The organism is Sandarakinorhabdus sp. FBCC-B8862, assembly GCF_059745315.1.
Genome location: NZ_CM185574.1, coordinates 1,413,535 through 1,427,131, shown reverse-complemented (window position 1 = coordinate 1,427,131; position 13,597 = coordinate 1,413,535). Strand labels below are relative to the sequence as shown.

Here is a 13,597-nt window from a genome sequence, read left to right as displayed (position 1 = left end):
GAAACAGGGTCGATCATGCAGACAGGGTCCATCATGCCGCGGTTTCGATTCTTCACACTGGATGCGCTGGGCCGCATCGATCGCGGCTTTGAGCGCGAATGCCGGCACGCCGAGGACGCGATGAGTTTGGCCCGCAAACTGGTGGGTGCAGCCAGCGTGGAGGTGTGGCAGGGCCAGCGGATGATCGCCCGGCTGTATCCGAACTGACTCAGACGGGTGGCAGCGCCCAGTCGATGGCGGGCAGGCCCTGTTGCTGGAGCCATTGGTTGGTGCGGCTGAAGTGGCGGCAGCCGAAGAAGCCATTGTGGGCCGAAAGCGGTGATGGGTGCGGCGCCTTCAGCACCAGGTGGCGGCCGGCATCGACGAAGCCGGCCTTTTTCTGGGCATGGCTGCCCCACAGCAGGAAGGCGCAAGGCCGCGCGCGGGCGGCGACCAGGCGGATGACGGCATCGGTGAAGCGTTCCCAGCCGCGGCCCTGGTGGCTGGCGGCGAGGCCTTGTTCCACGGTCAGGCTGGAATTGAGCAGCAGCACGCCCTGGCGGGCCCAATGTTCCAGAAAGCCATGGGCAGCAGGCACGATGCCGAGATCGGCCTGCAGTTCCTTGTAGATGTTGACGAGGCTGGGCGGCACGCGCACGCCGGGAAGGACGGAGAAGGCAAGGCCATGGGCCTGGCCGGGGCCGTGATAGGGATCCTGGCCGAGGATGACGACGCGCACATCATCCAGCGGGGTGAGATCCAGCGCGCGGAACCATAAGCTGCCCTTGGGGAAAATCTGTTTGCCCGCCTGTTTTTCGGCGAGCAGGAACGCTTTCAGGGCGGCCATATAGGGTGCGGCGAACTCACCGGCCAGCGGGGTGCGCCAGCTGTCGTGCAGCTTGATATCGGCCATGGTTCAGGCGCGGCTGCTGCCCAGGCCCATGCGGACCAGCAGATTGTCGCGATCCAGCACCAGATGCTTCAACAGGCCGATGATGTGCAGGGCAAGCAGCGCCAGCATCACCCAGCCCAGGGTTTCGTGCAGTTCGTGGGCGGCATCGCCGATGGGCTGGCTGAGGCCAAGCTTGGGCACATCGATGCTGCCGAACACGGTGAGCGGGCGATCGTTGCGATCGGCCATGGCCCAGCCGGTGAAGGGGATGGCGAGCATGAGCAGATAGAAGGCGCTGTGTGCCGCCTTGGCGAGCAGCCGTTCGCCGCCGGTGAAATAATGCGGGAAGGCCGGCGGCGGATTGGCCACGCGCCAGCCGATGCGGACGAGGGTGAGGGCGATGACGATCAGGCCAAAACCCTTGTGCATGCCCATCACGAGCGCACGCTGGCCGCCCTCCTTGGGGACGAAATCATGCAGGAAGCCGCCAGCCAGATTGCCGATGATCATCACGGCCATCAACCAGTGCAGAATGATGGCGCCCTTGCTGTAGCGGCTCACAGTGTCTCCCCTCTCGACCCGGGCGGGACGTTAGGCGGTAACCGCCGGCGTGTCGATAAGGGGTTCGTCCCTCATCAGAAGCTGACGCGCGCGCCGACCCAGATGGTGCGCGGCAGCGCACGTTCGACGACACCGGTGCCCGACAGCGCCGCCTGCACTTCGGCATCGAACAGATTTTCGACCCGGCCTTCGATGCTGAGGCCCTTGATGACCGGCACCAGCAGCAGCGCATCAACCATCGTGGCGGCATTCAGGCTGCGACTGTTCTGGTCATCCTCGAACTGGCTGGCGATGTGGCGCAATGTGGCCGAGGCGCTGAAGAATTTGCCGGCATAATCGATGGTGCCGGAAAACTGGTCATGCGGGGTTTGTGCTGGCGCGAGCCCGTTCAGCGCCGCGGCCGCGCCGCTGCTGCGGATGCTGGGATCGACATGGCTCCAGCTGGCGGAGAGGCCGAACTGGCCAAGCCTGGCGCGGCCGTCGATTTCCCAACCCCACACCTCCAGCGCGTCGAGATTCTGGCGCTGGCGATAGAAGCCCCCGGCCGCGACAAAGCCGACGCCGGGGAAATTGCCCGGCCCGCTGCCCAGGGTGACGTTGGCGATGGTGTCGTCCATGCGGTTCCAGAAGCCGGTGATGCCAATCTCGATGCCGGCCGCCGGCTTGAGGGTGAGGCCGGCATCAACGCCGGTGACGCGTTCGGGCTTCAGCAGGGCGTTGGCGGCGGTGGCGTCGGGGCCGACGCGGAACGGGCGATACAGCTCGTTGAGGGTGGGCAGGCGCCAGCCACGATAGGCGGCGCTGCGCAGGGTGATCCAATCGGCTGCCTTGATCGCAACGCCGGCGCGGCCGGTGAATTCGCGGCCCGACCGGTCGGCAAAGTGCAGGGTGGTGAAGGGGGCACCGGTGGCAATGGTGGTTTCCAGAAGGCGGCCATCGCGGATCTGCCACCAGTCGATACGGGCCGACAGGCTGGCGGTGACCAGCCCCGCTTCGATGCTGGCATCGGCGAACAGGCCGCTGTTGCCGGTCTCGCCGCCGGCTTCGCGCTGGCGGGTGGGGGCGGTGCCCACATAGGTGAACAACTCGTTGGTGGCGCCCTTCAACTGGCGCGTGTCGGCGCCCAGCCGCAGCGTGATGCCATCACCCACCGGCGGGGCCAGCTCCAGCCGGCCGCCCCAGCCGGTGGCCGGGGTGTTGAACTGGGCCAGCGTTTGAGTGGCGGCGGTGCGGGTGGCGTTTATGCTGGCAAAATCGGAGGTGAAGTTGCGATTTTGCACATAGGCCAGCGCCTGCCAGCCCCATTTGCCCCGGCCGACGAGGCGCAGGGCGGCATCCACGCCTTCCGATGTGTTGCGCGAAAAGGCGGTGCCGCGTTCACGGCTGTCGGTGAAGGCGGTGGCTGTCACCTGCGCTTCGGTGTCGGGCGCGATCTTCACCACGGCGCGGATGTTGGCGCTGGCCTGTTCATAGGGTGCGGCGCGATCGGCGGGCCCGCGGCTGCGCGCCACGATGGGGATGAAACCATCGCCGCGGCCATAAGCGCCAGAGAGGACCGCAAAGCCGCCATCGCGCTTCAGGGCCAGCGAGGCTTGGGCATCGAGACTTTCCCGGCTGCCATAGGCGATGTTGCCGACGAAGGGCGTGAGGGTGGCCGGGCCGGCGCTTTCCAGTTCGATGGTGCCGGCGAGCGCGCCGGGGCCCCAATAGCCGGAGCCGCCACCACGGGTGACGCGGATGCGGTCCAGCCGGCCGGTGGCATAGGCCGGGAAGGCCACCCAGCCGCCGAACGGATCGGCCTGGGGCACGCCATCGAGCATCAGCAGCGCCCGCGACGAGGCGTTGCCACCGAGGCCGCGCAGGGTGATGCCCTGGCTGGTGGCGTTGGCGGACCGGCTGTCGGACCGGCGGAACTGCTGCTGGCCTGCGATATCGGCCAGCACGGATTCCAGCCGGTTGGAGCCGGTGGAGAGGATGCGGTCGCGCCCGATCACCACCAGGCTGAGCGCCGCATCGCCGGGCAGATCCTTCAGCCCCTTGCCGGTGACGATGATCATCGCGTCTTCGGTTTCGGCCGCGATGGCGGGGGCGGCCGTGGCAAGCAGGATCGCGGCGAGGGCTGTGGGACGCATCATGGCCGCGTGTGTTGCGCAACCGCTGGGCTGGCGCAAGCGGCGGTCGAAATTTGTCGCAGCTGGCGTCTTGGCGGCGCAACACACCAGCCCTACATTGCCACGCAGGGCACAACAGGAGGAATGACATGGCCAATCCCTGGCATCACAGCCGCACCGGCAGCGCCGACGATATTGATTTCGAGATCAAGGGCCAGGAATTGCAGTTCGTGGAGATCGAGCTGGATCCCGGCGAAAGCGCCGTGGCCGAGGCTGGCGCCATGGTGTGGAAGGATGCCGCCGTGGGGATGACCACGGTGTTCGGCGATGGTTCGGCCGATCAGGGCGGCGGCTTCATGGGCAAGCTGCTGGGCGCCGGCAAGCGGTTGGTGACGGGGGAAAGCCTGTTCACCACCGTGTTCACCCACAATGGCGGCGGCAAGGCGCGCGTGGCCTTTGCCAGCCCGACACCGGGCGCGATCCTGCCGATCAAGCTGGACAGCGTGGGCGGCACGCTGATCTGCCAGAAGGACAGTTTCCTGGCGGCGGCGCGCGGAGTGAGCATTGGCATCGAATTTCAGCGCCGCATCATGACCGGGCTGTTCGGCGGCGAGGGCTTCATCATGCAGCGGCTGGATGGCGATGGCTGGGTGTTCGTGCAGATGGGCGGCACCGTGGTGGAACGCACGCTGGCGCCGGGCGAGCAGCTGCATGTCGATACCGGTTGCCTGGCGGCCTATACCCCCAGTGTCGATTTCGATCTGGTCGGCGCCGGCGGGGTGAAATCCATGTTGTTCGGCGGCGAAGGCGCGTTTTTCGCGCGGCTGACCGGGCCGGGCAAGGTGTGGATCCAGTCGCTGCCGTTCAGCCGGCTGGCCGGCCGCATGATGCAGGCCGCCATGGGCCGCGGCCAGAACCGCGGCGAGGGCAGCATTCTGGGCCAGCTGGGCGATCTGATCGACGGCAACAATTGATGCGTTGATCAGATCAGGCGTGCGCCCAGCCGGCTGGCGTGGGCGCGCAGCCGCTCGCGCCGGGCGCTGTCGCTGACCGGCGCGCTGTCATCATCGGCCTGGCGTTCGACAATCTCGAACCCGAAGGCGGCTTCGCCATGCCGGGCCCAGGCCTGTTGCAGGCTGGGCTGGGTGTGGCCGCCCTGGCGCAGCGAGAACCAGTGGCGATTCTGGATGGTGGCGAGATCGGGCGCGCTGCCCACCCAGGCCTCGCCACTGGCGGTGCAGCGGATCAGGTAGATGCCGGGCGTGGCCTTGCGGTCCTTGTAGGCCGCGATGGCGGCCTTGCGGTCCTGGGTCATTGCGCTGCTCCACGTTGCTCTTTGGCTGGGCCTTGACCCGATTAATTTACCCGGATAAAAATAGCGGCATGGCGCTCACCCTGTCAACCCGCTGCTCTGCCTTTGCCGATGGCCGCTGTGTGGCACGCGGGCCGCTGGCGGAGCTTTTGCCGGTGCTGACGGCATGGCCGGCGGATCAGGCGGCGCCGCTGTTGTTTGACGATGCCAGTGGTGAGCAGCTGGATGTTGACCCGCGCCAACCGCCGCCTGCCGATGCGCAGCCTCCGCGTGGACGCGGCCGGCCGAAACTGGGCGTGACCGCGCGGGAGGTGACGCTGTTGCCCCGCCAGTGGGACTGGCTGGCGCGGCAACGGGGCGGCGCGTCGGCGGCGCTGCGCCGTCTGGTGGACGAGGCGCGCCGCCAGGACATGGGCCAGGCCGCCCGCCGCGCCGCGCAAGAGCGTTGCTATCGCTTTCTGACGGCGGTCGCGGGGGACCGGCCGGGTTATGAGGCGGCGATCCGCGCGCTGTTTGCCGGCGATGCGGCCGGCATGGCGGCGCCGATGGCCGGCTGGCCGCCCGACATTGTCGCCCATGCCCGGCGCCTGGCCGAGCCGGATGCGGATTGCGCCTGAGCGTTGACGCCCCCGGTCACGGCAGCGCATGGAAGGGGCGATGGCCAAGCTCTATTTCTATTACGCCTCCATGAACGCCGGCAAATCGACGGTGCTGCTGCAATCCAGCTTCAACTATCGCGAGCGGGGCATGAACACGCTGCTGTTCACCGCCGCGCTGGATGACCGGGCCGGGGTGGGCACCATTGCCTCGCGCATCGGTTTGAGCGCGCCGGCGCAGCTGTTCGAGCCGGGGCTGGACCTGTTTGCCGCCATCGCTGCGGCCCATGCCGGCGAGACGGTGCATTGCGTGCTGGTCGACGAGGCGCAGTTCCTGACGCGCGACCAGGTATGGCAGCTGGCGCGGGTGGCGGACGAATTGGGGATTCCGGTGCTGTGTTACGGCCTGCGCACCGATTTCCTGGGCCATTTGTTTGAAGGCAGCGCCAGCCTGCTCGCCATTGCCGATGTGCTCAGCGAGATGAAGGCGGTGTGCAGTTGTGGCCGCAAGGCGACCATGAATTTGCGCATTGACGGCCAGGGCCGCGCCGTCACCTCTGGCCAGCAGACCGAAATTGGTGGCAATGATCGTTACGTCGCCCTGTGCCGCCGGCATTTCACCGCCGCGCTGGGTGGGCAGTATCAGCCGTGAAGGGGGCGAAGCCATGACCAGCGTCTATGAATTCAGCGCCAAGACCATCGATGGCCGCGAGGTTTCGATGAAGGATTTCGAGGGCAAGGTGCTGCTGATCGTCAACACCGCGTCGAAATGCGGCTTCACCCCGCAATATGAGGGGCTGGAGGCGCTCCACAAGAAATACGGCCCCAAGGGCTTTGCCGTGCTGGGGTTCCCCTGCAACCAGTTCGGCGCGCAGGAACCGGGCAATGCGGAGGAAATCGCCAATTTCTGCAAGCTGACCTATGACGTCGACTTCCCGCTGTTTGCAAAGGTGGATGTGAACGGCGACAAGGCGCACCCGCTGTTCCAGATGCTGAAGAAGGCGGCGCCGGGTCTGCTGGGCAGCGAGACGATCAAGTGGAATTTCACCAAGTTCCTGGTGGACTCGCACGGCCAGGTGCAGGAGCGCTTTGCGCCGGCCACCAAGCCCGAGGCGCTGGGCAGCCAGATCGAGAAGCTGCTGGCGAAAGCCTGAGCTTATGGCCGCCACCGCGCCCAATGATCTTTCGAACTGGTGGATGCCGTTCAGCGACAACCGCTATTTCAAGGCCAACCCGCGCCTGCTCGCAGCGGCAAAGGACATGCATTACACCACCGCCGATGGCCGCCGCGTGCTGGATGGCACCGCCGGCCTGTGGTGCGTGAATGCCGGCCACGGCCGCGAACCCATCGTGCGGGCGATCCAGGACCAGGCCGCGACGCTGGATTTTGCGCCGACCTTCCAGCTCGGCCATCCCCTGGCCTTCCAGCTGGCGGCGCGGGTGGCCGGCATCATGCCGGACGGGCTGGACCGGGTGTTCTTCACCAACTCCGGCTCCGAAAGCGTCGACACCGCGCTGAAGATCGCGCTGGCCTATTGGCGGGCGCAGGGGCAGGGACAGCGCACACGGCTGATCGGGCGGGAGCGCGGCTATCACGGGGTGGGCTTTGGCGGCATTTCGGTGGGCGGCATCGTCACCAACCGGCGCGCCTTTGGCCCCGGCCTGCCCGGCGTTGACCATCTGCCGCACACGCATGATCCGGCGCGCAACGCCTTCAGCCGCGGGCAGCCTGCCCATGGCGCTGATCTGGCGGATCGGCTGGAGGCGATCATTGCCCTGCACGGCGCCGACACGATCGCAGCGGTGATTGTCGAACCGCTGGCCGGATCAACGGGCGTGCTGGTGCCGCCGGTGGGCTATCTGGAGCGGCTGCGGGCGATCACGGCACGCCACGGCATATTGCTGATCTTTGACGAGGTGATTTCGGGCTTTGGCCGGCTGGGTGCGGCCACCGCGGCGGAGCGGTTCGGGGTGACGCCCGATCTCATCTGCCTGGCCAAGGGGCTGACCAATGCAGCGGTGCCGATGGGCGCGGTGGCGGTGAGCCGCCACGTGCATGATGCCATTGTTGATGCGCCCGGTGATGCGCCGGGGATCGAGCTGTTCCACGGCTATACCTATTCCGCCCATGCGCTGGCCTGTGCGGCCGGCATTGCCACGCTTGATCTCTATGCGGCGGAGGGCTTGTTTGCGCGGGCGCGCGGGCTGGAGGATGTGTGGGCGGATGCGCTGCATGGGCTGAAGGGCCTGCCGCATGTGATCGACATCCGCAATTTCGGGCTGGTGGCGGGGATTGAACTCAGCCCTCGCCCTGGTGCGCCGGGCGCGCGCGGGCAGGATATCTTCCGGACCATGTTCGATGCCGGCCTGTTGATCCGGGTGACGGGGGACATCATCGCGCTGTCCCCGCCATTGATCATCAGCACGGACCAGATTGGCGAGATGGTTGACCGGCTGGCGCAAGGATTGCGGCAACTGGCCTGAGGCGGGCGGTACAGCGTCGGTTCAGCCGGAAACTGCATTACGACCCTGTAATCTTTTTCGCCGACAAGCCTTGGCAAACAGGGGCACGGCCCCTAAATGCCGGCTGTGCCGCGCGGGTGCGACAGGAGTTTCATGGCCGCCAAGGACCTTACCCAGATGGATCTCAACCGGCTCGTCTGGCGCTGGTTGGGGGATATTGTCTGGCCGGAACGCAATTATTTCTGGCTGGCGATTGTCTATGGCCTGGGCATCGCCCTCTTGGGCCTGGCGGTGCCGGTTTCGGTGCAGCTGTTGATCAACAGCATCGCCAGCACGGCCTTGCCGGTGCCGCTGTTCACCCTGTCGGCGCTGCTGTTCGGCTTGCTGGTGGTGTCGGGCCTGCTGTCGGTGCTGCGCATCCATCTGATGGAATTGTATCGCCGCCGCTTCATGGCGCGGCTGGTGGCCGATCTGACGATGCGGGTGATCAACGCCGCCGATCCGTTTTTCCAGGACACGCGCCGCTTTGACCTGTTCAACCGCTATTTCGAGCTGGTGAACATGCAGAAGGCGATCCCGTCGCTGCTGATCGGCGGGTTCACCATCTTCCTGGGCATGATTGTCGGCTTTGTGGTGACCAGTTTCTATCACCCCTTCTTTCTGGCCTTCAATCTGGTGCTGATCGCGCTGCTCGCGGCGGTGTGGGCGCTGTGGTCGAAGGGGGCGATGAAAACCTCCATCAACCTCAGTCACGAGAAATACAACGCGGCGCATTTCCTGGAGACGATTGGCGCGTCCAACGGCTTCTACAAATCGGCCCGGCATATCGATTATGCCCTGAAGGGGGCGGAGGCGGTGACGGCCAATTATGTCAATGCCCACGCCGCCCATTTCCGCTACCAGTTCCCGCAGACCATCGCGCTCTATTTCCTCTATGCAGCCGCGAGTGCCGGGCTGTTGGCGCTGGGCGGCTGGCTGGTGATCCAGGAAGAGCTGTCGATCGGCCAGCTGGTGGCCGCCGAGCTGATTCTGTCGGGCGTGTTTGCCGGCATGAACAGTCTCTATTCCTATCTCGACGATCTTTATGATGCCGTCGCGTCGGTGGAGGAATTGTCGCTGCTCTATGGCCTGCAGCAGGAACCGCCGGTGCCGGCCGGCGTCGCACCGCCGCGTTCGGGCGCGCTGACCTTCACCCATGTGAAGACCCGCCTGCTTGCAGGCGAGGCCGAGCTGAATTTCGAGATTCCGGAAGCCAGCCGCCTGGTCTGCCAGGGCGTGCCCGGGATGGAACGGGCCTTTGCCGATCTGATGAAACGGCTCAATCGGCCAAGTGCCGGCATGCTGACCATCGGCGGTGTCGACATGGCGGTGATGGACCCGCTGGCGCTGCGCAGCCAGGTGATGGTGCTCGACCGGGCCAACATCGTGGAATCGACGATCAGCGATTATCTCACCCTCGCCAATCCCGATCGCAACGCCGCCGACCATCTGGAGGCGCTGCAGCTGGTGGGCCTGGCTGACCGTGTGGCGATGATGCCCGATGGCCTGCAGACCAAGCTGTCCTCCACTGGGGCACCGTTCACGGTCGCCAAGATGATGCAATTGAAGCTGGCGGCATCCATCCTGTCGGAGCCGCGCATCCTGGTGATGTCGCCGCTGTTCGACACCGTGCCGCTGGCCCGGCTCAATGCCGTGTTTGCCCGGTTGCGCGCCAGCCGCACCACCGTGCTCTATTTCAGCAACCGGCCGGAAGCCGTGGAACTGGACGGCTGGATGTGGCTGGGCCTGAAGCAGCAGCGCATCATGGCCAGCCGGGCCGAGTTCGACGCGCTGCGCGGTGCCGCCGGCCGGGAGATGACCGATGGCGATTGAGCCGCAGGCCACCCGCGCCGCCTTCCAGACGCTGGCGCGGCTGCAGCCGCCGCGCATCATGCGGGTGGTGGGCTGGATGGTGATGACCGGCATCACCCTGTTCCTGCTGTTCATCACGCTGGTGCCGTGGGTGCAGACGGCGCAGGGCAATGGCAGCGTGATCGCCTTTGATCCGCGCGACAGGCAGCAGAATATCACCGCGCTGGTGGGTGGCCGGCTTGACCGTTGGTATGTCACCGATGGGGCCAAGGTGCAGGCCGGTGATCCGATTGCCCATGTGATCGATCTGGATCCGGATTATTTGCAGCGGCTGCAGGCCGAACGGGCGCAGAAGCTGGCCGAGATTGCCGCCACCGAAGCCGCGATGGCGACGGCGATGCGCGACGTGAAGCGCATGTCCACCCTTTATGCCGAGGGGCTGGCGGCGCGGCGCGACATGGAATTGGCCCAGATCAAGGTGGCTGATTATCGCGCCAAGATCGCCTCGTCGCGGGCGGAGATCAACAAGATCGACGTCAATCTGCGCCGGCAGAGCGAGCAGATGATCCGCGCCCCGCGCGATGGACGCATCATGCGGGTGGCCAGCATCGATGTCGCCACCATCGTCAAGCAGGGCGATCTGCTCGCCACCTTCGTGCCCGAACAGTCGCGCCGGGTGGTGGAGCTGTATGTCGATGGCCGCGATGTGCCGTTGATCCATGTTGGCCGGCGGGTGCGGCTGGAATTCGAAGGCTGGCCGGCGATCCAGTTTTCGGGCTGGCCGTCGGTGGCCAAGGGCTATTTCGATGGCCAGGTGGCGGCGGTGGATCTGAATGCCTCGCCCAACGGCCTGTTCCGGCTGCTGGTGACCGAAAGCACTGACCGCGATCCGTGGCCGGACGAACGGTCGGTGCGGCTGGGTGCCAAGGTGCGCGGCTGGGTGCAGATGAACACGGTGCCGATCTGGTTCGAACTGTGGCGCCTGCTGAATGATTTCCCGCTGCAGTTCACCCGCCCCGGCGCCACCCCGGCGGAAAATGGCCAGGTGAAGGCCGATGCCAAGGCCGATGATGCCAAGGCGAAATAGTCTGTTGCTGCTGGTGCTGGCGCTGGCTGGCCCGGCGTTGGCGCAGGCGCCGCGCGGTGCCAGCCCGGCGCTGGAGGCGGAGGCGCGCGAGGCGGCCAAGCCGCTGCCGGCGGCCGGCGAGGCGCTGGGCCTGGCCGAGTTATTGGCCAACAGCCGCTATCACGCCCCGCAGGTGCTGGAGGCGCTGGCTCGGGTGCGCGGTGCAGAGGGCCGGTTGCTGTCAACTGAAGGCGCGTTTGACACGCTGTTCAGCGCCAATGCCGATGTGCGGCCCACCGGCTTTTATGACGGGGCCAATCTGGGCGCACGGTTGACCCAGCCACTGGCCAGCAATGGCGGCAACATCTATGCCGGCTATGACATTTCGCGCGGCAGTTTCCCCAGCTATCAATCCGGCACCAACACCACCCAGCTGGGCCGGGTGACCGTGGGCACACTGTTTTCGCTGCTGCGTGACCGCGACATTGACGAACGGCGCTTCAACCGGACGCTGGCCGCCGGCGATGTTGAACTGGCCGACAATGACCGCCTGCTGGTGGCCATCGGGGTTCAGGCCCGGGCGGTCGCGGCGTGGAACAATTGGGTGATCGCCGGGCAGCGGGTGGCGGTGTTCAAGGGGCTGTTGCAGCTGGCGCTGGATCGCCAGGCCGGCTTTCGCCGCCAGGTGGCGGAAGGACTGCGCCCCGCCATCCTGTTGACGGAGAATGAGCAGAATATCCTGCGCCGCCAGACGCTGGTGGTGCAGGCCGAACAGAGCCTGCAGCAGGCCGCCATCGCGCTGTCGCTTTATTGGCGCGATGGCGACGGCAACCCGGTGGTGCCCGGCCCGGAACGGTTGCCGCGCAGCTTGCCGCAGCCGCTGCCGGTGGCCGAAGATGTCATGGCGGCGCTGGAAAACCGGCCCGACCTGAAGGTGGTGGATGTGCGCATCGGCCAGGCCCGGCAGCGGCTGGCGCTGGACCGCAACAATTTCCTGCCCAAGCTCGATCTGAAGGCCGAGGTGAACCAATATGTGGGCGAACCCGGTCTGGCCGGCCGCCCCTATACCGGCACCGAATCGAAACTGGGCCTGACGCTGACGGTGCCGATCCAGCAGCGCAGCGCGCGCGGGCGGTTGAGCCAGACCCAGGCCGATATCGAGGGCTTCAAGCAGCGGCGCCGCTTCATCGAGGATCAGATCCGCATCGAGATCGGCAGTCTTTCGGTGGCAGCGCGGCAGGCGCGGCGCCTGCTGGGCATTGCCATTGATGAACAGGATCGCGCGCTGGCGATGGCCACGGCCGAACGCCGCCGCTTTCAGGAAGGCGCATCGGATTTCTTCCTGGTCAATATCCGCGAAGAGGCGGCGGCCGACGCCCAGGTGCGCCGCCTTGATGCCGCCTTCCGCCAGATTGTTGCCCACACCGATCTGGCTGCCGCCACCGCCGATCTGAAGGCGCTGGGCCTTGTGGCGGATTGATCGCCCCCTTGCCGGCGGGGCGGGTTGCTGGCAGGCAGGGCATATGACGGCGCGCCGCCCCGCCCTTTTGTTCATCGCTGCCTGCGTGGCGGCGCTGGCGCTGCGGCTGATCCTGCCGGCCGGCTGGATGCCAGTGGCCGGCAATGACGGCGTGGTGATCAGCCTGTGCAGCGGCCAGGCCGCGGCTGATCCGGCTGTGCCGGGGAGCGGCGGCGATGGGCCGTGCGATTATGCCCTGGCGCTTGGCCCGTTGTTGATGGCAGCGGCGCTGGTGTTGCCACTGCTTGCCGTGCCGCTGGTCCCGGCAGCATTGTCGATGGCGGTTATGCCGGCATTGCGCCGCCGCTGGCCGCGTCCACCAGGGCAGGGCCCACCCATCGCCTGATTGTGCCGCTGCCGGCTGCATGCCGGCGACTGTTCGCAATCAGGAGAGACGTTCCCATGAAAATTCTGGCCGTGATGGCCCTGCTTGCCGTGCCGGCTGCGGCCGCCGCGCATGAGTATCGTGTTGGTGCGCTGCGCATCGACCATCCGGTGATCCGGGTGGCCAGCCCGGTATCGAAGACCGGCGCCGGTTACCTGACCATCACCAACAGCGGCACGGCTGCCGATCGGCTGCTGTCGATCAGCACCGACGCATCCAACCGCGCCGATCTGCATGGCACGGTCGCGCAGGGCGCGGTGATGATGATGCGGGCCCAGGCCGATGGCGTGCCGGTGCCGGCCGGCGGCCGTGTCGCCTTTGCGCCCGGCGGCCTGCACGTGATGTTCATCGGCTTGAAGGCGCCGGTGCCGTCTGGCCGCATGATCAAGGCCCGGCTGATGTTCGAACGCGCCGGCGCCGTTGACGTGATGTTCAAGGCCGAAGGCGCGGCCGCGGACCACCAGCATTGACGTTCAACACCCCAAGGAGACGCATGATGAAGACGATGATGATGGCGGTCGTTTTGGCCGCAACTGCGATGGCTGCCCCGGCTGCCGCGCAGGATGCCAAGGCCGGCGAAAAGGCCTTTGTGCAGTGCAAGGTCTGCCACAGCGTGGTGAAGGGCCAGAACCGCATCGGCCCATCGCTGGCCGCCGTGGTTGGCCGCAAATCGGCCAGCGTGGCGGGGTTCAGCTATTCCGCTGGCATGAAGCGCAAGGGTGTGACCTGGAATGACGCCACGCTCGATGCCTGGCTCACCAAGCCGTCGGCCTATGTGCCGGGCACCAAGATGGCCTTTGCCGGCATTGCCGACGCCAAGAAGCGCAAGGATATGATCGCCTATCTGAAGACGCTGAAGTGA

At 66.6% G+C, this 13,597-nt stretch carries 16 protein-coding genes; 12 read left to right on the top strand and 4 right to left on the bottom strand.

Annotated elements, in window-relative coordinates; genetic code table 11:
- The first annotated feature begins 33 nt into the window (after nucleotides 1–33).
- Complete coding sequence (locus AC6BOR_RS07065; protein ID WP_498060468.1) at nucleotides 34–207, top strand: hypothetical protein; 174 nt, start codon at nucleotides 34–36, stop codon at nucleotides 205–207.
- A 1-nt stretch (nucleotide 208) separates the two neighbouring features.
- On the opposite strand, the gene ung is transcribed toward AC6BOR_RS07065, so the two are convergent.
- The 3 genes from ung to AC6BOR_RS07050 all read right to left on the bottom strand — a co-directional run bounded on the left by ung (nucleotide 209) and on the right by AC6BOR_RS07050 (nucleotide 3,564).
- Nucleotides 209–892: a uracil-DNA glycosylase gene (gene ung / locus AC6BOR_RS07060; RefSeq protein ID WP_498060467.1), complete on the bottom strand. Its 684-nt coding sequence runs from the start codon at nucleotides 890–892 to the stop codon at nucleotides 209–211.
- Between the two features lie 3 nt (nucleotides 893–895).
- Entirely contained in the window at nucleotides 896–1,432 is a 537-nt protein-coding gene (locus AC6BOR_RS07055) for a cytochrome b (protein ID WP_498060465.1), read from the bottom strand.
- A 74-nt stretch (nucleotides 1,433–1,506) separates the two neighbouring features.
- The gene (locus AC6BOR_RS07050; protein ID WP_498060623.1) at nucleotides 1,507–3,564 is read right to left on the bottom strand and encodes a TonB-dependent receptor; all 2,058 of its coding nucleotides are present in this window, start codon (nucleotides 3,562–3,564) and stop codon (nucleotides 1,507–1,509) included.
- Nucleotides 3,565–3,692: 128 nt separating this feature from the next.
- On the opposite strand from AC6BOR_RS07050, the gene AC6BOR_RS07045 reads away from it, so the two are divergent.
- The gene (locus AC6BOR_RS07045; RefSeq protein ID WP_498060464.1) at nucleotides 3,693–4,517 is read left to right on the top strand and encodes a TIGR00266 family protein; all 825 of its coding nucleotides are present in this window, start codon (nucleotides 3,693–3,695) and stop codon (nucleotides 4,515–4,517) included.
- Nucleotides 4,518–4,525: 8 nt separating this feature from the next.
- Here AC6BOR_RS07045 and AC6BOR_RS07040 read toward each other — a convergent pair whose 3' ends face one another.
- Complete coding sequence (locus AC6BOR_RS07040) at nucleotides 4,526–4,858, bottom strand: GIY-YIG nuclease family protein (protein WP_498060462.1); 333 nt, start codon at nucleotides 4,856–4,858, stop codon at nucleotides 4,526–4,528.
- A 68-nt stretch (nucleotides 4,859–4,926) separates the two neighbouring features.
- On the opposite strand from AC6BOR_RS07040, the gene AC6BOR_RS07035 reads away from it, so the two are divergent.
- The 10 genes from AC6BOR_RS07035 (at nucleotide 4,927) to AC6BOR_RS06990 (ending at nucleotide 13,597) form a co-directional block, all read left to right on the top strand.
- The gene (locus AC6BOR_RS07035; protein ID WP_498060461.1) at nucleotides 4,927–5,472 is read left to right on the top strand and encodes a DUF2239 family protein; all 546 of its coding nucleotides are present in this window, start codon (nucleotides 4,927–4,929) and stop codon (nucleotides 5,470–5,472) included.
- 40 nt (nucleotides 5,473–5,512) lie between these two features.
- Entirely contained in the window at nucleotides 5,513–6,103 is a 591-nt protein-coding gene (locus AC6BOR_RS07030; RefSeq protein WP_498060459.1) for a thymidine kinase, read from the top strand.
- Nucleotides 6,104–6,116: 13 nt separating this feature from the next.
- Nucleotides 6,117–6,605, top strand: a complete 489-nt coding sequence (locus AC6BOR_RS07025; protein WP_498060457.1) for a glutathione peroxidase — start codon at nucleotides 6,117–6,119, stop codon at nucleotides 6,603–6,605.
- Between the two features lie 4 nt (nucleotides 6,606–6,609).
- Entirely contained in the window at nucleotides 6,610–7,935 is a 1,326-nt protein-coding gene (aptA, locus tag AC6BOR_RS07020; protein ID WP_498060456.1) for an omega-aminotransferase AptA, read from the top strand.
- 132 nt (nucleotides 7,936–8,067) lie between these two features.
- The gene (locus AC6BOR_RS07015) at nucleotides 8,068–9,786 is read left to right on the top strand and encodes an ABC transporter transmembrane domain-containing protein (protein WP_498060455.1); all 1,719 of its coding nucleotides are present in this window, start codon (nucleotides 8,068–8,070) and stop codon (nucleotides 9,784–9,786) included.
- Nucleotides 9,776–10,852, top strand: coding sequence for an efflux RND transporter periplasmic adaptor subunit (locus AC6BOR_RS07010; protein WP_498060453.1), 1,077 nt, complete (start codon nucleotides 9,776–9,778; stop codon nucleotides 10,850–10,852). Before AC6BOR_RS07015 ends, AC6BOR_RS07010 begins: the two co-directional genes overlap by 11 nt.
- A 4-nt stretch (nucleotides 10,853–10,856) precedes the next feature.
- Nucleotides 10,857–12,311 (top strand): TolC family protein, encoded by a 1,455-nt coding sequence (locus AC6BOR_RS07005; protein WP_498060452.1) that lies wholly within the window; start codon nucleotides 10,857–10,859, stop codon nucleotides 12,309–12,311.
- Between the two features lie 43 nt (nucleotides 12,312–12,354).
- Complete coding sequence (locus AC6BOR_RS07000) at nucleotides 12,355–12,696, top strand: hypothetical protein (RefSeq protein ID WP_498060451.1); 342 nt, start codon at nucleotides 12,355–12,357, stop codon at nucleotides 12,694–12,696.
- Nucleotides 12,697–12,752: 56 nt separating this feature from the next.
- Nucleotides 12,753–13,205, top strand: coding sequence for a copper chaperone PCu(A)C (locus AC6BOR_RS06995; protein WP_498060450.1), 453 nt, complete (start codon nucleotides 12,753–12,755; stop codon nucleotides 13,203–13,205).
- 23 nt (nucleotides 13,206–13,228) lie between these two features.
- Nucleotides 13,229–13,597, top strand: coding sequence for a c-type cytochrome (locus AC6BOR_RS06990; RefSeq protein ID WP_498060449.1), 369 nt, complete (start codon nucleotides 13,229–13,231; stop codon nucleotides 13,595–13,597).

Bases quoted from the DNA above. Each gene is read 5' to 3' on its own strand.
- AC6BOR_RS07065 (WP_498060468.1), top strand. From the start codon at position 34: ATGCCGCGGTTTCGATTCTTCACACTGGATGCGCTGGGCCGCATCGAT.
- ung (WP_498060467.1), bottom strand. From the start codon at position 892: ATGGCCGATATCAAGCTGCACGACAGCTGGCGCACCCCGCTGGCCGGT.
- AC6BOR_RS07050 (WP_498060623.1), bottom strand. From the start codon at position 3,564: ATGCGTCCCACAGCCCTCGCCGCGATCCTGCTTGCCACGGCCGCCCCC.
- AC6BOR_RS07045 (WP_498060464.1), top strand. From the start codon at position 3,693: ATGGCCAATCCCTGGCATCACAGCCGCACCGGCAGCGCCGACGATATT.
- AC6BOR_RS07040 (WP_498060462.1), bottom strand. From the start codon at position 4,858: ATGACCCAGGACCGCAAGGCCGCCATCGCGGCCTACAAGGACCGCAAG.
- AC6BOR_RS07035 (WP_498060461.1), top strand. From the start codon at position 4,927: ATGGCGCTCACCCTGTCAACCCGCTGCTCTGCCTTTGCCGATGGCCGC.
- AC6BOR_RS07030 (WP_498060459.1), top strand. From the start codon at position 5,513: ATGGCCAAGCTCTATTTCTATTACGCCTCCATGAACGCCGGCAAATCG.
- AC6BOR_RS07025 (WP_498060457.1), top strand. From the start codon at position 6,117: ATGACCAGCGTCTATGAATTCAGCGCCAAGACCATCGATGGCCGCGAG.
- aptA (WP_498060456.1), top strand. From the start codon at position 6,610: ATGGCCGCCACCGCGCCCAATGATCTTTCGAACTGGTGGATGCCGTTC.
- AC6BOR_RS07015 (WP_498060455.1), top strand. From the start codon at position 8,068: ATGGCCGCCAAGGACCTTACCCAGATGGATCTCAACCGGCTCGTCTGG.
- AC6BOR_RS07010 (WP_498060453.1), top strand. From the start codon at position 9,776: ATGGCGATTGAGCCGCAGGCCACCCGCGCCGCCTTCCAGACGCTGGCG.
- AC6BOR_RS07000 (WP_498060451.1), top strand. From the start codon at position 12,355: ATGACGGCGCGCCGCCCCGCCCTTTTGTTCATCGCTGCCTGCGTGGCG.
- AC6BOR_RS06995 (WP_498060450.1), top strand. From the start codon at position 12,753: ATGAAAATTCTGGCCGTGATGGCCCTGCTTGCCGTGCCGGCTGCGGCC.
- AC6BOR_RS06990 (WP_498060449.1), top strand. From the start codon at position 13,229: ATGATGAAGACGATGATGATGGCGGTCGTTTTGGCCGCAACTGCGATG.